This window comes from Arthrobacter sp. UYNi723 (genome assembly GCF_054057635.1).
In genome coordinates this window covers 14,065-35,766 of the sequence record NZ_JBSRZM010000014.1, presented here as the reverse complement: position 1 = coordinate 35,766, position 21,702 = coordinate 14,065, and the positions used below count along the sequence as shown (strand labels likewise).

At 64.1% G+C, this 21,702-nt stretch carries 20 protein-coding genes; 12 read left to right on the top strand and 8 right to left on the bottom strand.

What is annotated here, in order from left to right; all coding sequences use genetic code 11:
- Positions 1 to 15: 15 nt before the first annotated feature.
- Genes ACVWY0_RS12245 through ACVWY0_RS12235 form a run of 3 tightly spaced genes read right to left on the bottom strand, consistent with a single transcriptional unit; the run spans position 16 to position 2,920 of the window.
- Positions 16 to 1,254, bottom strand: a complete 1,239-nt coding sequence (locus tag ACVWY0_RS12245) for an NAD(P)/FAD-dependent oxidoreductase (protein WP_485836938.1) — start codon at positions 1,252 to 1,254, stop codon at positions 16 to 18.
- 17 nt (positions 1,255 to 1,271) lie between these two features.
- On the bottom strand, positions 1,272 to 1,595 hold the full coding sequence (locus tag ACVWY0_RS12240; protein WP_485836937.1) for a 2Fe-2S iron-sulfur cluster-binding protein: 324 nt from the start codon (positions 1,593 to 1,595) through the stop codon (positions 1,272 to 1,274).
- Between the two features lie 29 nt (positions 1,596 to 1,624).
- A complete protein-coding gene (locus ACVWY0_RS12235) occupies positions 1,625 to 2,920 on the bottom strand; it encodes a cytochrome P450 (RefSeq protein WP_485836936.1) in 1,296 nt (431 codons plus the stop codon).
- A gap of 142 nt (positions 2,921 to 3,062) precedes the next feature.
- On the opposite strand from ACVWY0_RS12235, the gene ACVWY0_RS12230 reads away from it, so the two are divergent.
- Positions 3,063 to 3,977 carry a LysR family transcriptional regulator gene (locus tag ACVWY0_RS12230; RefSeq protein WP_485836935.1) on the top strand — a complete coding sequence of 305 codons (915 nt, stop codon included), beginning with the start codon at positions 3,063 to 3,065 and terminating at the stop codon, positions 3,975 to 3,977.
- 398 nt (positions 3,978 to 4,375) lie between these two features.
- Here ACVWY0_RS12230 and ACVWY0_RS12225 read toward each other — a convergent pair whose 3' ends face one another.
- Together ACVWY0_RS12225 and ACVWY0_RS12220 are read right to left on the bottom strand one after the other, a co-directional pair.
- Complete coding sequence (locus tag ACVWY0_RS12225; protein ID WP_485836934.1) at positions 4,376 to 5,602, bottom strand: ATP-binding protein; 1,227 nt, start codon at positions 5,600 to 5,602, stop codon at positions 4,376 to 4,378.
- A 166-nt stretch (positions 5,603 to 5,768) separates the two neighbouring features.
- Positions 5,769 to 6,083 (bottom strand): hypothetical protein, encoded by a 315-nt coding sequence (locus ACVWY0_RS12220; RefSeq protein WP_485836933.1) that lies wholly within the window; start codon positions 6,081 to 6,083, stop codon positions 5,769 to 5,771.
- 223 nt (positions 6,084 to 6,306) lie between these two features.
- Here ACVWY0_RS12220 and ACVWY0_RS12215 point away from each other — a divergent pair, with 223 nt between their 5' ends.
- From ACVWY0_RS12215 to ACVWY0_RS12190, 6 genes are all read left to right on the top strand, one after another.
- Positions 6,307 to 7,182, top strand: a complete 876-nt coding sequence (locus tag ACVWY0_RS12215) for a carbon-nitrogen hydrolase family protein (RefSeq protein ID WP_485836932.1) — start codon at positions 6,307 to 6,309, stop codon at positions 7,180 to 7,182.
- 146 nt (positions 7,183 to 7,328) lie between these two features.
- Entirely contained in the window at positions 7,329 to 8,681 is a 1,353-nt protein-coding gene (gene hisD / locus ACVWY0_RS12210; protein WP_485836931.1) for a histidinol dehydrogenase, read from the top strand.
- Positions 8,682 to 8,759: 78 nt separating this feature from the next.
- Positions 8,760 to 10,076 carry an ABC transporter substrate-binding protein gene (locus ACVWY0_RS12205; protein ID WP_485836930.1) on the top strand — a complete coding sequence of 439 codons (1,317 nt, stop codon included), beginning with the start codon at positions 8,760 to 8,762 and terminating at the stop codon, positions 10,074 to 10,076.
- 91 nt (positions 10,077 to 10,167) lie between these two features.
- Entirely contained in the window at positions 10,168 to 11,040 is an 873-nt protein-coding gene (locus ACVWY0_RS12200; RefSeq protein ID WP_485836929.1) for a carbohydrate ABC transporter permease, read from the top strand.
- The gene (locus ACVWY0_RS12195) at positions 11,037 to 11,927 is read left to right on the top strand and encodes a carbohydrate ABC transporter permease (protein ID WP_485836928.1); all 891 of its coding nucleotides are present in this window, start codon (positions 11,037 to 11,039) and stop codon (positions 11,925 to 11,927) included. The genes ACVWY0_RS12200 and ACVWY0_RS12195 overlap by 4 nt, the downstream gene beginning before the upstream one ends.
- 21 nt (positions 11,928 to 11,948) lie before the next feature.
- Positions 11,949 to 12,671 carry an alpha/beta fold hydrolase gene (locus tag ACVWY0_RS12190; RefSeq protein WP_485836927.1) on the top strand — a complete coding sequence of 241 codons (723 nt, stop codon included), beginning with the start codon at positions 11,949 to 11,951 and terminating at the stop codon, positions 12,669 to 12,671.
- Between the two features lie 96 nt (positions 12,672 to 12,767).
- Here the strand turns inward: ACVWY0_RS12190 and ACVWY0_RS12185 are convergent, their stop codons facing one another.
- Genes ACVWY0_RS12185 through hisD (ACVWY0_RS12175) form a run of 3 tightly spaced genes read right to left on the bottom strand, consistent with a single transcriptional unit; the run spans position 12,768 to position 15,615 of the window.
- Complete coding sequence (locus tag ACVWY0_RS12185; protein ID WP_485836926.1) at positions 12,768 to 13,532, bottom strand: HpcH/HpaI aldolase family protein; 765 nt, start codon at positions 13,530 to 13,532, stop codon at positions 12,768 to 12,770.
- Positions 13,529 to 14,287, bottom strand: coding sequence for an SDR family NAD(P)-dependent oxidoreductase (locus ACVWY0_RS12180; RefSeq protein ID WP_485836925.1), 759 nt, complete (start codon positions 14,285 to 14,287; stop codon positions 13,529 to 13,531). The genes ACVWY0_RS12185 and ACVWY0_RS12180 overlap by 4 nt, the downstream gene beginning before the upstream one ends.
- Positions 14,284 to 15,615: a histidinol dehydrogenase gene (gene hisD, locus ACVWY0_RS12175; RefSeq protein WP_485836924.1), complete on the bottom strand. Its 1,332-nt coding sequence runs from the start codon at positions 15,613 to 15,615 to the stop codon at positions 14,284 to 14,286. Before hisD (ACVWY0_RS12175) ends, ACVWY0_RS12180 begins: the two co-directional genes overlap by 4 nt.
- Positions 15,616 to 15,742: 127 nt before the next feature.
- On the opposite strand from hisD (ACVWY0_RS12175), the gene ACVWY0_RS12170 reads away from it, so the two are divergent.
- The 5 genes from ACVWY0_RS12170 to ACVWY0_RS12150 all read left to right on the top strand — a co-directional run bounded on the left by ACVWY0_RS12170 (position 15,743) and on the right by ACVWY0_RS12150 (position 20,851).
- Complete coding sequence (locus ACVWY0_RS12170) at positions 15,743 to 16,738, top strand: LacI family DNA-binding transcriptional regulator (RefSeq protein ID WP_485836923.1); 996 nt, start codon at positions 15,743 to 15,745, stop codon at positions 16,736 to 16,738.
- A 111-nt stretch (positions 16,739 to 16,849) separates the two neighbouring features.
- The gene (locus tag ACVWY0_RS12165) at positions 16,850 to 17,830 is read left to right on the top strand and encodes an ester cyclase (protein WP_485836922.1); all 981 of its coding nucleotides are present in this window, start codon (positions 16,850 to 16,852) and stop codon (positions 17,828 to 17,830) included.
- Positions 17,831 to 17,869: 39 nt separating this feature from the next.
- Positions 17,870 to 19,045, top strand: a complete 1,176-nt coding sequence (locus tag ACVWY0_RS12160; RefSeq protein ID WP_485836921.1) for a cupin domain-containing protein — start codon at positions 17,870 to 17,872, stop codon at positions 19,043 to 19,045.
- Positions 19,046 to 19,514: 469 nt separating this feature from the next.
- Positions 19,515 to 19,676, top strand: a complete 162-nt coding sequence (locus ACVWY0_RS12155; protein WP_485836920.1) for a hypothetical protein — start codon at positions 19,515 to 19,517, stop codon at positions 19,674 to 19,676.
- Positions 19,673 to 20,851: an MFS transporter gene (locus ACVWY0_RS12150; RefSeq protein ID WP_485836919.1), complete on the top strand. Its 1,179-nt coding sequence runs from the start codon at positions 19,673 to 19,675 to the stop codon at positions 20,849 to 20,851. The genes ACVWY0_RS12155 and ACVWY0_RS12150 overlap by 4 nt, the downstream gene beginning before the upstream one ends.
- Positions 20,852 to 21,702 lie beyond the last annotated feature (851 nt).

The following is a 21,702-nucleotide window of genomic DNA, read 5'->3' as shown; positions in this document are numbered from 1 at the left end:
GATGGAGGAGCTTTCTCAGGCGGTGATTGGGATGACCCGAGAACTGGCGGCAGTCTTCAGGGTGAACCCTTCGGTTTCTGTCTCGGTGCGGGTGATGCCCGTGCCTGCGGCGAGCAGTTTGCGGGCGGCCATATGGTCTGCGGGCATGTTGACCGATTCCACGGCCGCGAGGATGCCGTCCCTGAAGCAGAGGACGGAGAATTTTCCGGCCGCCTGGTCCCCTAGGATCAGAAGGTCGTCATCGGGCCGTGAGAGTCCTGCCATCTGCAGCTTGTATGGGCCCTGAGTGGACCAGAACCATGGCAGTTCCGTGTAGGGGCTGGTGGCTCCGAGGATGGTCCGTGCGGCGTTGCGGCCTTGGTCGGTGGCGTTCTGGACTGACTCAAGACGCAGGCGGGCCTGGGCGTGTGCGCTGGGGAAACTGGCGCAGTCGCCGATGGCCAGAACAGCAGGGTCAGCTGTGCGAAGCGTTTCATCGACGACGATGCCGTTGCTGGTTTCGAGTCCTGCTTCGGAGGCCAGTGTGTCATTGGGCTGTACGCCGATGCCGACGAGGACGAGATCCGCGGGGTATGAGTCCCCTGTGGTGGAGATTGCGGTTCCGACGCGGCCATCTGCGCCGGGCTCGAAGCGGTCAATGCCTTCGCTCAGGCGCAGGTTGACACCTTGTGTGCGGTGGATGCCTGCGAACCAGCCACTCATGACCGGGGTCAGTGCACGTCCCATCGGGCGTGGCGCGAATTCCAGGACAGTTACATCGCATCCGTGCGCCAGGGCGGCGGCGGCGAATTCCAGTCCGATGAATCCGGCGCCGATGATGACGATGTTCCGGGCGGTGGGCAGAGCCGCGTGCAGTCCCTCTGCATCCTTCAGGGTTTTCAGCCCGTGGATGCCAGGCAGGGACGCGCCCGGGCAGTTCAGCATCCTGTTGCGGGCGCCGGTCGCGAAGACCAGGTGGTCATAGTCGAGTGAACCTTCGGTGAGCTTCACCTTCCGTTCGACCCGGTCAACGGCGAGTGCTTGGACGCCTTCGTGGAGTGTGATGTTCTTGTCGGTGAAGAATGATGCGCCGCGCAGCGGCAAGGGAGCCGCCTCCTTGCCCGGTGCGAGGTAGTCCTTGGATAGCGGCGGACGTTGGTAGGGCAGACCGGATTCCTCGGCGATCACATCGATTTTGCCGTCGTATCCCTCGGTCCGCAACGTATCAGCGGCCTGCAGGCCGGCCTGTCCGCCACCAATGATGACAACGCTCATGTCCTCTGTCTCCGCTTCTAGAGTTGGCCGGCAGGGATGTCGACGACAATCTCTGACAGTTCTGCGTCGATTTTGATCTGGCATGACAACCGGGAGCTGTCCGTCCGCTCGGCGGTGGTGCAGTCGAGCATTTCGTCTTCGTCGTCGCTGATTTCGGGCAGCGCCTGAGCGTACTCCGGCCGCACGTAGACGTGGCATGTTGCGCACATGGCCTGTCCGCCGCATTCGCCGATGATGCCATCCACGCCGTTGCTGACGGCGGCGCGCATCAGTGTTGTGCCTGCCTCGACCTGGAGGGTTTGCTGGTTGCCGTTTGGTTGGGTGTAGGTAACGGTGGGCATCGTTGCTCCTTGGTATCTAAGGGGTGCTTTTAGTTCCAGGTGACGGGCAGGCTGGTCAGGCCGCGGAAGACCCAGCCGTCCCAGCTTTCATTCCGTCGCTCGTCTACGCGCAGCCCTGAAAAGCGCTTGTAGGCCATGGGTACGGCGATCTGGCCGATGGAGGTCTTTGCGGCCCAGTGCCCCGCGCAGAGGTGGACACCGCTGCCGAAGGCAAGGTGGGGGCGCTTTGGCCGGTGGATGTCGAAGTCTGCTGCCGTATCGCCGAAGTGATTGGTGTCGTGGTTTGCGGATCCGACGACCACACCTATGCCGGCTCCGGCCGGGATGCGTACTCCTTCGAGGACGGTTTCCCGAGTCGTTTCACGCGGGTACATGCCGATGGGTGATTGCCACCTGACAGCCTCGTCAAACACCGACGCCCACAACGCGGGGTCTGCGAGAACCTGCTCGCGCTGCTCAGGGTGGTTGCTGAGTGCCCAGACCATGTTGGTCACCATGTGCTGGGGTTCGTTCATGCCGCCGGAGATAGTCAGTTTTACGTTGGCTGCGACGTTGGAGGTCGGCAACCCGCTGTTGGCGAATGCCGATATCATCGAGGTGTCCGGATTCTGCCGGTAGTAGGGAATCAGCTCCTCAAGCAAGCGGTCGGCTTCCTCGGTTGAAGCGTCACACCGGTCCCAGATCGACTGATCCTCCAGCACGTTGCCCATGCCCGCGATGAAGTCCTGGGACCAGCGGCGTACCTGCTCAACGGTGACGTCCTTCAGCCCCAGCAGGTCGATAAGGTTCTGCGAGGCCACAGGGGCGGCGTAATCGCGGTTGAGGTCTGCTTCATCGGGGCCGAGCTCGGCAACTTTCTCAAGGTAAGTTTCGGCGTTGCGCTCAAAGACCGGTCCCCAGGCTTCCTTGATGTTCTTGGGCCGGAGGACGGGGTTAACCGGTGCCCGATCTACTGCGTGTTCCGGGTCGTCCTTGCGCAGCATCGGCTGAGCGCCGATGGCCCGGGTCATTGTTGCTCCGGAAACGTTCGCACTGAAAACTTCCTGATCCTGCTCCACGTCGTGACAGCCGGCGTAGTTCGTGACAAGGAACCTGTTCAGCTGTGGAACCCAGACGACGGGAGATTCCGCCCGAAGCCGGGCGTAGGTCGGGTAAGGATCTGCGGCAAGTGCGGCCATGTCGATCCAGTCCGCCACAGGGTAGTCAGCGGCGTCCTGCGAAGCGGCGGTGCGAGCCTGGTCGCTACTGCCGCTCAGCACGTCCGCGTTTACCCCGGAATTCTCGGAGTCTGCGTGGAACGGGCACTGCGAGGCTGCTGTGGTCATGATTTTCATACTCCTACTGACACTTCGTTGTGTTTCCAGTCCTACTGGCAAGTCCTTTGTGTAATCAGTGTCACACCGCAGCTTTGTTTAGTAAACTGTGAATAACAGGGAAAGTATTTCGATTTCTTAGAAGAAGGGTTGTATGCGTAAGTTCACCTTTCGCCAGCTCGAACTCTTCGCCGCACTACCGGAACACACAACTCTGGGATCGGCGGCGCAACAGCTCCACATCTCAGAATCTGCGCTATCGCACGCCATCAGCGAGCTGGAGGCAGCATTGGGCGAACAACTTTGCATCCGGAAGAAGGCCCGAGGAATGCACCTGACGCCCACGGGGCGCCATTTCGCAAAGCGGGCCGCGGAACTCCTGAAAGAGGCCAATGCTCTGGCGGACGGGTTGGGTGAGCTGCGCGGCGAGCTGAAAGGACCTGTGTCATTGGGCTGCTACACGGGCCTCGCCAGCAACGTCCTCCCCGCCGTGCTGGAGGGGATGGCACGAGTGCACCCCAAAGTCGAAATCAGCATCACGGTAGGAGACCACTCCGAGCTGTTGCGAGCACTCGAACATGGAAACCTGGACACAGCCATCGTCTACGACATTGGCTTGCCAACGGATGTGGAGCGGATGGTCATCTACAAAACCGAAGCCATGGCCGTCCTCGCGGCAAACGACCCACTCGCCGAAGAAGCCGACATAGACCTCGCGGACCTGGTAACCAAGCCACTCATCATGCTCAAAACGGCACCAAGCACCGAATACACACAGCTGATGTTTGCCCAGCGCGGGCTAAGACCAAACATAGGCGCAGTTGTCCCACAGATCGACCTCGTGCGGGCGATGGTCGGCCGCGGACTCGGCTACAGCCTCCTCATGTCCCGCCCCAACCAAATCCCGATCTCAACTGAGGGCAAGGGGCTAGTGACCCGACACCTTCGTCCCCGTGCCGGCCAAACCTCCGTCGTCGCAGTATGGCCAAAAGAAACGACGTTATCTGCCCGAGCGGCAGCCGTTACCCATTATGCAGTCGAGATCCTAGATGCCATCGAACCGGAATAGCTGCTGACAGCGGCTGAAAGCAGCACCAAGACAAGGCGGTGGTGACGTAGTGCATTATCTCGCCTGCGGGGTTCGCGTGGTTGGAACCACCAGGTGCTTGTCTCGAGGGCGGGTTCGAAGCTCAGGTTCTCCACTGCGGACAGGTGGTCAAGCTGGGACACACCCCAACCTGACGTCAGACTGCCACTTAAACACCGTCAGAATAGGGTCCGGAAGGCGTTTCCTAGACGCCCTCGGCACCACTCTTAGATGCCAATCTGACGGGGTTTGCAGTCTGGAGGATGGTGAAGACTGATGGGCCTGTGAATCCCAGCGGGGTGTCGCTTCCCGCTGGGACTTGTTGTTCCCGCCCGGTGAATCACGTCGCGCCAGTATTCGACCGGGCCTGGACGGGCGGTTTATTTCTTCGGTTTCGTGCGCCTCGTTTGCACCGGGGGGACGTCCAGGTGCGGGACGGCGCGCAGCATGAACCGGTCAAAGTGCGGCACCGTGAAGCCCGCGTAGCCGTGGGCGGGCGTATAGAGCAGGCCCATGTTGATGAGTTCGGATCGTGTAGGGGCCAGCTGGGTGGACTCGCGACCCATGATGGCGGCGACGTCGGCGGCCTTTTGGGAGTCGGGGCCCAGCTGCGCCATGGCGCGCATGTAGGCGATCTGCAGCTGGGTGGCCCTGTCGAGTCGGACGCGGAAGAACGAGGAATCAAGTTTTGCCTCGTAGGCGTCCTTTGCATCCTCAACGTCTTCCAAGGTGATGGAGTCGCCGTCTGCGACTGCCCACACTTGATACCCAAGTTCCTGCACGAAGTATGGATAGCCTTCAGTGAGGTCGAAGGCCCGGACCAGTGCATCGTCTTCGAAATGGACATGTTCGATGTGCGCTGGCGCGGCCAGTGCTTTCTTGGCATCTTCGATATCCAGGGATCCGAGTTTGGGGAACTTGAAGAGCCGCTCGGCGTAGGATTTTGCGTCGCCGGCAAGCTCGGCGATCTGGGGCAACCCTGCACCGACAAACGTTACCGGGAGTTTTCTCTGCACCGATTTGTGGATCGCTTGGATGACGGCTTCGAGTTGTGATTGGCTCAGGAACTGGACCTCGTCGAACAGCAGCACCAGGCCCGTCCCGTGTTCCCTGGCGGCTTCGCCTATCGAAACCAGGACGTCCGTCAGGTCCAGGGTAAGACTGCCGTGATCGGCAAATCCTTCGGCGCCGTCGACATCGAGTGACAGGGTCGGGATACCCGAGGAAGGATCGATGGAAAGGCTGAAGGACTGCAGGACTTGGGCAGCCTTCCGTGCTTTGTCTCCCCACTTGGCTCGTGGTGAAATCTGGTAGAGCGCGGCCCGCAGCTGCGAGTAGATAGTCCGGCGGAAGTGGTCGTCATCGTGTTTGCTGGCCTCGAGCTCCAGCACCTTCCACCTGAACTCTTCGGCTATCTGACGGAACTCCCCCAGCAAAACGGTTTTGCCCACACCTCGAAGTCCGGTGACGATCATGGATTGATTGGTGCGGCCCTTGTCGAGCCTCCGCAGGAGGATCCGGAAGTCCTCCAGGAGATCGTCACGCCCGATGACAATCTCCGGAGTGGCACCTGCATTCGGAGTGTAGGGATTGTTCACGGGGTCCATATGGACGATCTTACAAGAGTTATCTCACTTTATTGATTTCTAATAAAACTCGGATACATCAATAAACTATCCCGCAGCCACACGGAAGTGCTGAAGTTCGTCGCGGGCCCGCTGACTGGGCGTATTTCTGTGGGAGGAAGCCGCAGGTGAAGCGCTGGACGCGTCACTACAGAGTGGGGCCTCGGCGTCCCTGGTCGGGTCCGGCGCTGGGGCCGCGGTGTGCAGCCTTACGCTGGGCTTGCTCCGCGGCCTGTTCTTCCTGGGCCTTACGGATTTGGGTCAACTTTTCGGCAAAGTCGTTGCTGGCGGCCGGCCGCTTTTGTTGTGCCGCTGCCAGCCGTTCCTGCCACGGCTTCCTGGCGTCCCCGCCGGCAGCTTCGCCGGTGGAGCGCTCTGCCTCCCGGAGTGCGGCAATGTCCTGCAACGCCGCGTCGACGGCTTCCGGAGCCTCCGGCGCCGGTGCACCGTGGCGGCCGTGCATGTTCTCACGGACCTTGCGGGCCGTACCAGTAACCTGTTCTTCCCGTTCCTGATCGGGCGTCAGGGTGACGCCGCCAACGTCGGTGGATCAAGGCTTAGACTTTCGACTGGACCTGCTGTTGTCTCAGTCGTTCCCTTCGGAGTGTGCGCTTGCCCGCACCGTGCCCCTCGGCGGATCAACGATGATTCGCCGAGTTCTTGCAGCAGATGAATCGAGGTTCCCCGTGCAACGCAATCTTTCCCTCGTCGCCGTGCAGGCTCCGCCGCAGCTCATCGGAGCTCCCCTTGAAGCCTTTGCCGATGAGGCCGCCAGGGCCCTGGAGAGCAATCCGGGCACGAAGCTCCTGGTGTTTCCCGAGCTTCATCTCTTCGGCGACGGCTCTCCCGATCGCCACCGGACCGACGCTCTCCGCGCCGCCGCCGAGCCACTCGACGGACCCCGCATGGTGGGCCTTGCGGACCTGGCGCGGAGGCTGGGCGTCTGGCTCGTCCCGGGAAGCCTATGCGAAGCCGGGCCGCGCGGCGAGCTGTTCAACACCCAGGTGGTGCTGTCGCCCTCAGGCGAACTCGCAGGAAGCTACCGGAAGATGTTCCCCTGGCGCCCGCACGAGCCGTACGACCCCGGCGACCAGTTTGTCGTCGTCGACCTCGGCGGGGCAGGACGGGTGGGACTCAACATCTGCTACGACGCCTGGTTCCCGGAGGCTACCCGCCAGCTCGCCTGGATGGGTGCCGACGTCATCCTCAACGTTGTCAAGACGACGACGCCGGACCGCGCCCTCGAACTGGTGCTTGCCCGGGCGAACGCCATCGTGAACCAGGTCTTCGTCGTGAGCGTCAACTGCGGCGGCCCGACCGGGGAAGGCCGCAGCATCATCGTGGACCCCGAGGGCGCCGTCATCGCCGAGGCACCCGACGCGGCCCCGACCCTCCTGTCGGCAAACCTAGACCTCGGTGCGGTCGACCGGGTGCGGGCGGAGGGCACTGCTGGAGTGACCCGCATGTGGTCCCAGTTCCAGCCCGGAGAGCCTGCCATCGAGCTGCCCGTCTACGGCGGCCGCATCGACCCGGCAACCTGGCCGCCGGCCCCGCGTTCCTGAGCCCGGGGGCCGGGCGGGGTGCGTTCGGGCAAGCGGCAGGACAAACGATGGACAAACAGCGGGACAGGCAAGCCGCCGGATGGCCTGGCCGCAATCGCATTGATGTGCCCCTTGTCACAGGCGCCCCGAGTCATTACTGTATACGTATGCACCTAACTTATGCAGATAAATCACGCCTCACCGGCACCGTGACCGTCGTCCGCGAACCGAACCGTCCGGATGTGGCTGCGCAGTCCGATCCCAAGGTGATCTCCACCGTCTCCGCGATGCTCTCCACGATCGAAGCCGGGGGCATCGAAGCCGTGCGCGACTATGCCGAAAGGCTCGATGGCTGGAAGGGCGGCACGGCGTTTGAAATTAGCCCTGCCGACGCCGACAAGCTCACCGCGGACCTCCCCGCCGACCTGCGCGAAGCGCTGGACGCCGGCGCCGAGCGCACGCAGCGTTTCGCCCACATGCAGCGGGCGCGCCTGACAGACTTCGAGGACGAAGTTATCCCGGGCGTTGTCTGCGGCCAGAAATACGTCCCGGTCGGCACTGTGGGCGCCTACCTGCCGGCCGGAAGGTTCCCCCTGCTCGCCAGCGCCTTCATGACCGTTGGCGTTGCCCGGGCGGCGGGCGTGCCGAACATCGTTTCATGCACCCCGCCCTCCAACAACGGTCAGGTCCACCCGGCCGTCCTCTACTCTGCCCGGGTGTCCGGAGCGGAGCGCATCTTCGCCCTGGGCGGCGTGCAGGCCCTTGCCGCGATGGCCTTCGGACTCCTCGACGCCAGCCCGGCGGATATGATCGTCGGCGCCGGCAATGCGTATGTCGCCGAAGCCAAGCGGCAGCTCTACGGAACGGTGGGCATTGACGTCCTTGCCGGTCCCTCCGAAGTGGCAGTCATAGCGGACGACACCGCCAGCGCAGCCATGGTTGCGGCCGACCTGCTGGCCCAGGCCGAGCACGGGCCGACGTCTCCCGCGTGTCTGGTAACGACCTCGCACCGCCTCGCCGCCGAGGTCGAGATAGAGATTGAACGGCAGCTCCGGGGACTCGCCACGGGCGAGATTGCGGGCGCCGCCTGGCGCGACTGGGGCTCGATCTACGTTGCAGACTCCCCCCAAACAGCCATCGAGGTCATGGACACCTTGGCCCCGGAGCACCTCGAGATCCTGACGGCGGATCCCGACTACTACCTCGACAACCTCCGGAACTACGGATCGCTGTTCCTTGGCGAGTGGTCCACCGTTGCCTACGCCGACAAGGGCATGTCGGGCACCAACCACGTCCTTCCCACCGGCCGTGGCGCCAGGTACACGGAGGGCCTGTCGGTGGCCCGGTTCCTCAAGCAGCTCACCTACCAGCGCGCCACACGGGAGGCCACCGTGGCGCAGGCCGGGCCGGTGGTCACCATCGCCGACTTCGAACAGATGCCAGGCCACCGGGACAGCGCCCAGCTTCGCCTCGACCTTATCCGTGCGCAGGACGCGAGCGGCCTTGTGGCAGCACCATAGTCATACATACGTATAAACACTTAGAGTGGGTCACAGTTGCCCCACTCCCGCCAGCACAGCATCAGGAGAGGAAATATCATGCGATTCCACAAACACCTCCGGACGGGCGCCGTGGCGCTTGCCGTCGTGGCCAGTCTCGCCGGCGTCACGGCCTGCGGCGCAGGTTCGAAGACCGGTGAGCAGGCCGCAACAGCCGTGGCATGCGACTACACGATGCCCGCCGCCGACACGACCGTGAACGTCCTGGCCTACAACTCGTCGTCGATCGATCCGTTCACCAACACGATGGTCAAGAGCTGCACGCGCGAGAAGGTCACGCTCAAGCACGACCCCATCGACTTCGGCGGCCAGGTCACCAAGACGACGGCGAGCCTCGCCGGAGGCTCGGGCAGCTACGACATCCTCGAGACCTACAGTTTCGTCGTTCCCGGCTTCGCCGCGAAGGGCAATATTGAACCGCTCGATGACTACGTCGCCAAGTACGCCGACAAGTACAAGCTCAACGCACTGAGCAAACAAATGCGCTCGGCGATGTCCTACGACGGCAAGCTCTACGGGCTTCCCATGCAGGCACAGATGTACGTGCTCGCCTACCGGAAGGACGTCTTCGATTCGCTGGGGCTCAAGCCGCCCACTACTTTCGCGGAGATGATCGACGCCGCGAAAGCCATCCAGGCAAAGGGAGAGATCAAGTACCCGATCGCCCTGCCCTTGAACGCAACCGCCGACATCACAACGAACTACCAGGCGGCGATGAACTCCAACGGCAAGGACTTCCTGGATTCGTCCGGCAAGCCGCAGTTTGCGTCCGACGAGTCGCGGAAGGCGCTGGAGGGGATGAAGTCCCTCCTGCCCTACATGGATCCCCAGGTGACGACGTTTGACCAGCCAAAGGTCCAGCAGCAGATGTTCAACGGTACTGCGGCGATGGCTATCATGTTCTCAGGCCGCATGAACGACCTCACACTGCCGGCCAACACGAAGCTCGCGGACAAGTTTGCGTTCGCCGCTCCCCCCGCTGTCGAAGGCAGCGCTCCGTACCTTTACAGCCGACTTTCGGTCGATGGCTGGTCGATCCCGAAGAACACCAAGCTGGACAAGGACATGCTCTTCCAGATGATGGCGGCCTCTGTCAGCGAGGACGCCTCGAAGGCTTCCGTGCCGGCCGCCTACCCCGCCCGGGAAGGCATGGTCAGCGATGACAGCTCGAAGTACGCGGCAGCTGCGAACGCCACGATCGGCAAGTCCATGCCGACGCCGGGAAACCCGTCGGCGGCTCCGGTCACCAACGCCATCCGGCCCATTGTGGTACAGGTCATCACCGGCCAACTGGACATTGAAGCGGGCATGCAACAGATGCAGAGCATCGCCGAAAAGACCATAGCGGGCAGTTGACGGCGCGCCGTGGCCGGCGGACTGCCCAGCAGTCCGCCGGCCACGGCCGAACACCGCTGACATACTCGACACAATCGAGAGGAATTGAACGATGCGTAGACGCGAATTCGCGCTACTGATGGGCCCCAGCCTGCTCGTGATGTTGGGCCTCCTGGTGGTTCCGTTGGTCCGCACCATTCAATGGAGCTTCCAAAAAGTGGAATACGGATCCCCGGGAGACTTCATCGGGCTGTCCAACTACACCCACGCACTGAGCGATCCCCGCTTGGGCCGCGCAGTGCTTTTCACTCTGCTGCTGACGGTCATCGTGACCGCAACGATCCTCGTGCTCGGTTACCTGATTGCCACCGGGATGAACGGCCTCGGAAAGCTCCGCCCATACATCCTGGGCGCCATGCTCGTGGCCTACGTCCTGCCGAACATCGTCGGTGCGGTCTCGTTTTCCTGGCTGTTCGACCAGAACTTTGGTGGCGCGGTGAACTACGTCATCCAGGCGCTCACCGGCCAGAACATCCTGTGGTTCACGGAAACGTGGCCAAACCGGATCATGGTCATGGCACACACGGTGTGGCACCTGCTGCCGTTTTCCATGCTCATGATCCTTGCCGGCCTGCAGGGCGTGCCCAAAGAGTTGCGCGAGGCGGCCATCATCGACGGCGCATCGGGGAGAAAGACGCACTTTTACGTCATCATCCCCACCATCCGGGGCATCCTGGGCTTCGTATGCCTGATCACCATCATGGATGTGCTGCGCACCTTCGACAACCTCATTCCGCTGTCCCCGCAGGCGGACGCCATCGGCAACGAATCGATCATGCTCTACGTCTTTGACACGGCGTTCCGCGACGGGTCCGCGCAACTTGGCCTCGGCAGCGCGATCAACGTGCTCGCCATCCTCCTCATCCTGGTTTGCCTGTTCCCGTTCATCCGGGGACTCCTCAAGGAAGCGAAAGCCAAAGCATGATCGCCGACACCACCATCAAGGCCCCTGCCGGAAGCGTCATCAAAGCGGCTCCCACAGCACGACGGCGGCGGCCGGTTGCGAGCCGCATCTCCGCGGCCCTGCTCATCCTGACAGCCATAATCATGCTGGCTCCCTTCATCTGGACAGCGCTCTCGGTCACCAAGCCGACGGACGTCGCGTTCGCCAACCCACCCGTCCTCACCGGCTACACACCAACGCTCAAAGCCTTCCAGGATCTGTGGGAAACCACCTACTTCGCCCAGTACCTCATCAACACCCTCGTGGTGGCCGTCATTTCGACCATCGTGGCTCTCGTCCTGGGCATCCCCGCGGCCTATGCGCTCTCGCGCTTCCCGGGGTATGTTTCGGCAATCCTGCTGCTGCTGGCACTCGTCTTCCGGTCGCTCCCGCGCTTCTCCGTGGTATTGCCCATGTACGAGATCAGTAAATCGCTTGGAATCTATGACACGACGTTCGCCTTGGCGGCTGCCCTCGTCGCCATCAACCAGCCGTTCAGCATCTGGCTCCTCCGAAACTTCTTCGCCGAGATCCCGAAGGAGCTCGACGAGGCGGCAATGATTGATGGGTGCACCCGGCTGGGCACGCTCCGCAGGGTCATGATCCCGCTCATGAAGCCCGGGATCCTCACCGCGGGGATCTTCGTCTTCCTCTTCGCCTTCCAGGAGTACCTGACCGCACTCGTGCTTACAGACACGTCATCGAAGACCGTGCCCGTCTTCATCACCACGCAGCTTGGCCAAACCCTTCCCATGCTCCAGCAAGCCGGGGCAGCGGCGATGCTTCTCACCCTGCCGGTCATCGCCATCTCCTTCGTCGCCCAGAAGTACCTGGTGGCCGGCCTGAGCGACGGCTCCGTCAAGGGCTAAGCGAGGGCTTATAAGGAAGCGATGCCGTCATTAACCGCGCGTCCGCCGTCACCGACGGCGGACTTCCGCGTTCCCCTTGTCCTGCTCCCCGGCATGAACTGCACGGCCGGCCTGTGGTCCGGATGCGGGCTCGAGGGGTCCATCATGCCCACCCTTGATGAGCCGAGCGTGGATGACCAGGTCGAGGCTCTGCTCGACATCCTTCCGGAGCGCTTCGCACTTGCCGGGCTCTCCCTCGGTGCGATCGTTGGCATGGCGCTATGCCGGCAGGCCCCGGAACGGGTGACGCGCCTGTGCCTCATGTCCACAAACTCAAAGGCCCCTACGGAGACGCAGCGCCAGGGCTGGGGCACCTGGCGGGACCGCCTTGCGGCCGGGGACACCCCCAGGGACCTCCAGCGCGACATCCTCGACGCGCTCCTGAGCGGCCCGGCCCAGGACCGGGATCCTCGCCTCGTGGAACGCGTACTGCGCATGGGCGATGAAACCGGCACGGCACGGCTCGATGCCCAACTGCGGATGCAGGCCACAAGGACCGACGAATCATCTGCGCTCACGGAGCTGCGAATGCCTGTACTCGTCGTCTCGGGAACGGTCGACACGATCTGCCCGCCGCAGTTCCATCAGGACATCGCGTCGGCGGTCCCGGGGGCACAGCTGGCCTCCATCAACGCCGGCCATCTTTCACCCATGGAACGCCCCGACGAGGTCGGCCGGCTTCTCAGGTCCTGGCTGGACGCCTAGCAACGTCCGGAACGCTGCGGTAGGGAAGCAAAGAACCGGCCACCCCGCCCCGCCTGAAACGGCGGGCCGGGGTAGCCGGTTCTCTTGCCGGGCTGGCTAGGAAGAGGTGAGCGGGCGGGGTTCCAGGAGCGCGGCAAACTGCGCCATCAGCGCCTGGGTCAGGTTGTACGCCACCATCTGAGCGCCATCGGCATAGGCAGCCGCAGCGGCCTCCGCATCACCCACGAGGTCCAGCCGCAGCGATCCGGCCGAGGCAACCGCGGCGTTAACCCGGACACGCGATTCCGGCACCGACAGGTCCCCGGGGCCGCTGGAGGCAGCCAGGTCAGCGGCGCCGACCATCAGCCCGTCCAGTCCCTCGACGGCCACGATTCCGTCCACCGCCGATACCGCGAGGGGGGACTCAATCATGCCAATCACCAGGGTCTCCTCGGCCAGCCGGGCCTTGTGGTCCGGGCCACTGACGGCGCCGTAGGACCCGGCACGCCCATAGGTGGCGAAGCCCCGCCGCCCGCGCGGGGGATAGTGCGCAGCGGCGACGACGTCCCGCGCCTGGTCCGCGCTGTCCAGATGCGGCACGATCACTCCTGCAGCCCCGCTGTCCAACGCGCGCAGGATCAGGGCGTCCTCGCCCTCCCCGACGCGAACCAGGACGTCCGCGCCGTGCATGGCGGCCGCAGCGATGTGCTGGCGCAGAGGCACGGCATCGGCCGGCCCGTGCTCACAGTCGATCAGGATGAAGTCGAAACCCGCCACGGCGAGCATCTCAACCAGCTCCTCCGAGGGCATACGAAGGAGCACGCCGCAGACCCGCTCGCCAGCGAGGACGCGCGCGCGCAGGGCACGGCGTTGCCCCCTCATGCGACCATCCCCGCAGAGAGGTCCACGTCGGCACCGCAAAGCCCGGGCATGCCCAGCATCGCCACCACCGCAGCGCCCACCTCTCCCTCGGTCACCATCCGGCCCAGGGCGGCGCGGGAGACAAAGTGGTCCTGCGCCTGTTCGTAGCTCGCCCCGGTCCTCTCGGCCTCGAGTCGGAAATTTCGGTCCATCCGGGGCCCGTCCACTGGCCCCGGCGAGAGGGTGTTGACGTTGACCCCTGCGGGCCCGACCTCAAAGGCCAGGGTAGAGCTGAGCCCGATCACGGCCATCTTGGAGGCACAGTACGGTGTCCGGCGAATGAGGGGCCGTTTGCCGGAGACCGATGCGAGGTTGATGACGTCTCCGCTGCCGCGGCTGACCATGGAAGGCAGGAAGGCCCGACACATGAGAAACGTGCCGCGGACATTGACGTCGAACACCTCGTCCCACTCATCGGGCGTGATGTCGGTCAGCGGTGCGACAGGCCCGGCGATCCCGGCGTTGTTGACGAGGATCGACACGTCAGTCCCGCGCAGGCTTTTTTCGAGCTGGCCGACCGAGACGGGATCGGCGACATCCACGAGGTGCCAGCTCGCGCCGTCCCCCAGCCCGGACACCACTTCCTGAAGCGGCTCCGGACGCCGGCCTGCGACCACCACGTCGGCGCCGGCGCCGTGAAGGGCCCGGGCAATCGCCGCGCCCAGTCCCGTACCGCCCCCCGTGATGAGCGCCGTACGGCCGGTGAGCGATGTCATCGAGTCCCGCCTGCGGGGGTGGTGCCCGACAGGGCGCGGTCGATCCATTCGAACCGTTCGCCGCCGTGGCGCCAGGCGCGCACGTCGCCCGAGCGGGCATGTCCCTCGAAAAGTTCAACGCGAGCGGCCCTGCCCAGGATCCTGCCCAGCTCGGCGGACGATTCGGCGTTCTCGATCGTTTGGTATGTCACGGTCTTGAGGTACTTGCCCACCCACAGGCCGCCCGTGTACCTTGCCGCACCGAGGGTGGGCAGGACATGGTTGGTCCCGATGACCTTGTCGCCGAAGGATACGCACGTGTTCTCGCCAAGGAAGAGGGCACCATAATTGTGCATCTTGGTCAGCGCCGCCGCGGGCTCCGCGGTGAAGACCTGCACGTGCTCTGCCGCGAACTGGTCCGCGACACTGTACGCCTCGTCGAGGTCGTCCACGACGATGACCTGGCCCCAGTTCCGCCATGCAGGCTCGGCGAAGTCCTTCGTCGGCATGTCAGGGAGGATGCGTTCGATATGCTCGAGCGCCTCACGGGCCACCTTTTCGGAGGTTGTCACGAGGATCGCCGGTGAGTCAGGTCCGTGCTCGGCCTGGGAGAGGAGGTCGACGGCAACAACGAACGGGTCGGCATCGGCGTCGGCGATGATGAGGACCTCGGTCGGCCCGGCAAAGAGGTCGATGCCGATCTCACCGAAAAGCTGCCGCTTGGCCTCGGCGACGTAGGCGTTGCCAGGACCGGCAATCATGTCCACGCGGTTGATCGATTCGGTGCCGAGCGCCATTGCTGCCACCGCCTGGACGCCGCCCAGCAGGTAGATCTCATCGGCACCGGCAAGCTTCATGGCAGCGATCGTCGCGGCAGGGATCTCACCGCGGATCGGCGGCGTGCAGGCCACGACCCGGGGGACGCCGGCAACCTTTGCGGTGATAATCGTCATGTGTGCCGACGCCGTGAGCGGGTACTTGCCGCCCGGGATGTACGCGCCGGCGGCCTGCACCGGAACGTGCCGGTGGCCGAGGAAGACACCCGGCAGGGTTTCGATCTCGACGTCCTGCATCGAGTCCCGCTGCGCCTGGGCAAACGTGCGGACCTGGTTCTGGACGAAGGCGATGTCGTCGATGACCTGCTGGTCGAGCGTTCCCATGATCTCTTCGATCTGGGCGTCCGAGAGCCGGAACGAATCAAGGGTCTGCTTGTCGAACAGTTCGGCATACTTGCGGACGGCGACGTCGCCGTCCGCCCGGATGTCCGCGATGATCTGACTGACGCGCTCGGCCACGTCGGCGTGGCTCGAATCCGCAAAGGACTTGGACGGTGCTTGCTTCAGATACATGACCACAATTACTCCTCGTTGTTGCATACGTATGTCTATACTAGGAGTGGGCCAACACGGAGGTCAATAGTCTGATTCGATAGAACCTTGCGGCGTCCGTGGCGCCAAAGAGCGGAGGGAGAAGTAGATGACTGTCACCAGCCGTGATGTCGCGCAGCTCGCAGGCGTTTCACAGCCGACCGTGTCCCGCGCCCTGCGGGACGATCCGCGGGTCTCCGAAGCCACCAAGAAGCGCGTCCGCACGGCTGCCGAGCGGCTCGGCTATGTTCCCAGCGACGCCGGACGGGCCCTGTCCAGCGGGCGGACCAGGCGGATCGGGCTCCTGCTCACGGACCTTGAAAACCAGTTCTATCCGCACATCATCGCGCCCGCGTTCCACCAGCTGGAGTCGCGCGGCTATCAGCTCATGCTGCACACCGAGGCGGCGGATAACGACGTTGTCGCGGAGCGGCTCATTTCCAACGGGCTCGACGGCGTGATCCTGGCGACCTCCACGATCGACTCTGTGGTGCCGCTCAGGCTGCGTGACCGCAGTCTTCCCTTCGTCTACTTCAACCGGACATCCGCGGCCGTCCAGGCTGATTCGGCCGTGGTGGATCCCGCGCAGGGCATGGGCGAGGCCGCCCACGTCCTCTTCGAGCGGGGCCACCGCCGGATAGCTGCAATCCTCGGTCCGGCCAACACGAGTACCGCCATTAACCGCGAAATTGCACTGCGCGAGGCACTCGCCCAGCATGGCATCTCGATCCCCTCGCACTATGTCCATCGAGGTCCGTTCGACACGGCCACCGGCCAGGCCGGCACGGAGCGTTTCCTGAACACGCCCGAGCCGCCCACCGCCATCGTCTGCGGCAACGACGTCGTCGCCTTCGGTGCCCTCAATGCCGCGTGCAGCGCGGGCGCCGATGTCCCCAATGACGTGTCGATCGTCGGCTTCGACGACCTTCCTTCCGCCTCTTGGCCCATCATCCGGCTGACCACAATCTCCTACGATTTGGATGCCATGGTGCGCCGGGCAGCCGACCTGCTCATCGAGCGGATCGAGAGCCCCGGCCGGCCCTTCGAGGAGTCCGCCTTCCAGTCCCGGCTGGTCATGCGCGACACGCTCGGACGCATCCACTGACCCGTCGCTGACGGAAAAGTTCAGCAAAAAGGGGTTGCCAACGCGTTGTGCATACGCATACACTCGCTTACATCCGTAGCGAAACCAGTCCTCCTGAAAGCGAGTGCAAGCGTGTCCCTCGACCCCGTTGCCTACCAGCCCTACAGCGACCCCGACGACTTTATCCGTGAGGTCACCGACTTCATCTGGGTCGAACGCCAGATCGGCTTCATCCGCGACAACTACGAGCCCGACTCCATCGTTCATGGTTCCTACGGAACGTCGACAACACGCCAGGAAGTCATCGAAGGATGCCTGATGCGCGTCTCACAGGCTCCGGAGCACATCGGCCAGGCCGGCGACGTGATCTGGGAAGGCCGGGGCAACGACGCATTCCTCAGCTCCCACCTTGTCCTCTCCGGTGAGGAAGGCTTCAAGGTTGTCGGCTCTACGATCGCCAACTGCCTGTACCGCCGTGGCCGAATGGTCGAAGAATGGGTGGTCCGTGACGAACTTGCCCACGCCCTCCGCCGCGGACTCGACCCCGACGAGGTCGCGCGGACTAAGGCTTTCCGGGGCTACACCGGCTCTTTCACCCAGCCGGCCCCGGCAGACGTCATCGCCGTGGGCGACTCAGGTCCGCGGCCGGACAACTACCGCGGCGAGATCGAGAATGTCCTCGCCATGATCCAGCAGGTGTGGAACGACCGTGACCTCAAGAAGGTGGACGGCTTCTTTGTCCGGGACCTGACGCTGCACACGGTCGGCAACGATCTCATCATCCGCCCCGAAGGCTACCGCCGGCAGCTGCTGCGATTCCTGGATGCTTTCCCCGGCGGCCAGTTCGAGGTCCGCGACATCCAGACCCACAACGACCCGCGTTATGGCGGCCTTCGGATTGCCGTGACGTGGAAGTTCACGGGCGACTACATCGGCCACGCCCGGTACGGCGCCGTCACCGGCAAGCCGGTGGACGTTCTGGGTATCTCGCAGTTCCTCGTCCAGGACGGCCGGATCGTCAACGAAGTCAAGCTCTGGGACGACATCGCCCTCCGGGCGCAGATCAATGCCACCCGCGGCGACGGCCCGGACCCGTCCGCCAATATCTACTGACCCAGCCCTGCAAGCAGCTTCCTCGAGGAAGGGACCATCATGACCAGCACCACCGCCTCCGAACTGACCATTGACAGTCAGGAGATCCAGCGGCGGACCATCCGCCGCACTGACTGGGTCGCATGCAACGCGGCCTTCATCGACTGCCGGACCCCGGGATCGGATATGAAGGAGAACTACGCCTTCATCGGCCCCGGCGTGTCCCAGAACCCCAACCAGTACGTCAACCTGACCCAGCCGCACGGCTTCAACACCGGAGCGGCCGGGATGCCCAAGGGCATCAGCAACAACCTCCACCTGCACTTCACCGCCGAGGTATTCATCAACCTTGGCGGGGAGTTCCGCCTCCGCTGGGGTGTCGATGGCAAGCAGGGGGAGTACGTCGCCAAGGACGGCGACATCATCTCCGTCCCGACCTGGATCTTCCGCGGCTTCACCAACGAGGGACCCGACGAGGGGCTTCTTTACACCGTTCTGGGCAGGGACGATACCGGTGGCATCATCTGGGGGCCGTCCGTGCTTCGGGAAGCCGAGTCGTACGGGCTGCACCTCACGGCAGACAACCGCCTGATCGACACCGTCGCCGGCGACGAACTTCCGGAAGGCGTGGCACTCATCAAGCCGATGCAGCAGCATTTCATTGATGAGCTCACCACCTACTCTCCCGAGCAGATGCGCTCCCGCGTGGTCCAGCCCGGGGACCGCACGTACAGCCGGCATGCGCTCCTGTGCAACGCGCTGCCGGGCGGCGGCGCGGAACTGAGCCCCGTGATCGGCTACGGAATGTCCGAGGACCGCCGCCAGGTCCCGCCGATCCACGAGCCGCACAGCTTCAACCTTGCCTGGTTGCGGGCTCAGCCAGGCGAAGGCATGCTTCGGCACCGCCACGACCGGCCGCAGGTGGTGCTAGTTAAGTCCGGACGCTGGGCCGTCACGCTCAACGGGGACGAGGGCACCACGCTGGAGCTGGGCCCGTCCGATTCATTCTCCGTTCCTGCCAACGCCTGGCGGGCGTTCCGTTGCCTTGAGGGCGGCGAGTCCGCAGCCACGCCCGGCACCGGTGAGCTCCTGGTGATCAACCCGGGCGACGACCGCGTACGCCTTGATTGGGCGCCCGACGTGGCAGGCTCGGCCCACGACGCCGGCTGGGTCATCGACCCCAACGGCTACGTCGCACCCACCGCCGTCATGGAAGGCGCCGCCGAGGACGACTGACGCCAGACCGATCGAAAGGGGGAGGCCGCCGCGGTCTACGGCGGCCTCCCCCTTGCAGCCGGGGCCCAGCTGCTCTCGGCCTCTTCACCAGACCCGCGCAAGGAACAGCCATGCAACTTCCAGTTACTATCCGCCCGGGAAGCAGCCCCGGGCACGTCCTGCGCACCGGCGAGCACTGCACTGAAACCGGGTGGTCGGCGGATGATCTGATCGTTGCATGTCGTTCCTTGCTGGTGGACGCGCTGCTCATGCATCGCTGACGAGCAGGGCCGGGTCGTCGACAGAAAAGCCCCGCGTGCCGTGTCCGGCGAGCCATTCATGGAAGAAAAGCAACGAACCCTCCATAGCCAGTTCGACGATGCCCTACTTGATCGGCACACGACCTCTATCAGCCCCTCGCCGACAAATTTCGGTCAACACCAGATAGAGCGCACGAACTCCATCGCAGAAGCCCCGTGAAAGTTATCCCATGATGTCCCGCTACCTTGAACGACCCGGTCTCACCGGCAATGGGACCACCGCACCACGTACACGGGCGGATCAGGTCCGTGGCGCTTCGGTGGCCACGTTTGTGGTGTTCGGCATCAATGGCCTTGCCTTCGGCAGCTGGGCCGCCCGATCCCAGCCGTGACCCGGATCCTGGACCTCAGCACCGGTGAAATGGGTGCCGTGCTGCTGATCGGGGCCGCCGGCTCCGTGGTGGCCCTCCCGCTCTCCGGACGCACGGTATCCCATGTCGGCACGGCGAACACCGTCCGAACCGGCGGAATGGTGGCCGCGGCCGGCGGGATCATCATCTCGGTGGCACTGCTGCTCGCCTCGGTGCCCCTGACCGCCCTGGGGCTGTTCTGTTTCGGCGCGGGGATCGGACTGTGGGACGTGGCGCAGAACATTGAGGGTGCGGAGGTGGAACGGCAACTAGCCCGCACCGTGATGCCCCAGTTCCACGCCGCCTTCAGTGGCGGCGCTTTCGTAGGAGCGCTGCTAGGAACCGGATTATCGGGCCTGAACATCGGGCTGCCGATGCAACTCATGGGGGTTGCCGCCGTCGTGATTGCCCTGGTCCTGGTGGCTACCCGCTACTATCTGCCGGAGCACCCGCACTCCCCGCCGAAGCCTGCGGGCAGGACGAAGCCGCGCGGACCCAACGCCTGGAAAGAGGGGCGTACTCTCCTGGTCGGCCTGGTCGTCCTGGGCGCGGCCCTGACTAGCGGCACCGCCAATGACTGGCTTGCCAAGGCCACGGTGGACGGGATGCACACCACCGAAGCCTCCGGGGCCCTGATGTATGCCGCGTTCGCGGCGTCGATGACCACGTTTAGGTTTGTGGGTGGCCGGTTCATCGACCGCTTCGGCCGGGTTCCCGTGCTCTACGCCAGCCTGGGAGCGGCCCTGGCCGGCCTGCTCCTGTTTGTACTGGGTCCCAACGTCTGGCTGGCCGGGCTGGGAGCCGTGTTCTGGGGAGCCGGCGCGGCCCTCGGATTCCCGACGGGCATATCCGCCGCCGCCGACGACCCGGTTCGGGCCGCCTCCCGTGTTTCGGTCGTGTCCACAATCGGGTACGCGGCGTACGTGGCCGGGCCGCCGCTGCTCGGCTTTCTGGGCGACCACTTCACCATCCGCTACGCCCTGCTGGCCATCGGGATCGTGGTCATCGCCTCGCTGCTGACCACCCATGCCGCCAGACCGCTCTCACCAAACGGCCTGCACCTCACCGCGGACAACCGCCTCATCGACGCCGTCGCCGGCGACCTCCCGGAAGACGTCGCTCTCATCAAGCCGATGCAGCAGCAGCACATCGACTAACTGACGAGCTACTCGGTCGAAGAAATGAGCTCCAGCCTCGTCCAGCCCGGCGACCGCGTCTACAGCAGGCGTTCCCAGTCCACCGTTGACTCAACTATGGGTATGGAACGACTCGTCGATACCGCCGGTGCCCTTGGCCTTCCCGGGACGAAGTGTGACAGCGGCATTCAATTGCCGACCCTGGGTGCCTGACGGCGGCATTTCCGAACCTATTGATGGCGCTCTTAGTCGTCTTCGGCGGCCCCCTCCATGACCGCGGCGGGGGCGAGGTAGCCATTGGGATCGATGACCCCGCCGGCGTCGTGGGCTACGGTGACAACCTCGGAAGGCCATTCCAGGCGTACCCGGTCATCGCCGGGTTGATCAGGAGGAGCTCAGATTGTGGCTAGAGCGGCGGTTGGAAGAAAATACCTATCGGAGCTCGGGGCCGAGTCGATGTCCGTATCCATCTAACTTGACGCAGCTGTAGGCCACTGACCTGCGATGCGACAACCGTAGTGAAACGGCCCGGTCTCTCAATATCCATCCACGGGCTCCCTGGTGGACCCACCTCCTGACCTGCGATGCGACAGATGTAATGAACAATCGATGAGAATGCGTCAGATGTAGTGAATCTGCGTCAACTTAGATGAAATCGGACAGTCGACATTGCCAGCCCGAGCTCATTGACGTGCGTGTGCTTCACCTTTCCGCCGATAACAGCGCATATGTGAAGCTTGTACTCTGCGTATCTCATCAGATAAATCATGCAGCCTCTCCCTCGGAATTCCGTGCCATGCGTTCGAGGCGCCTTGCGCCGCGGGGTTCAGCGGTTTTCTCCGACTCCAATCGAAGCCATGACTGGGCCGGAT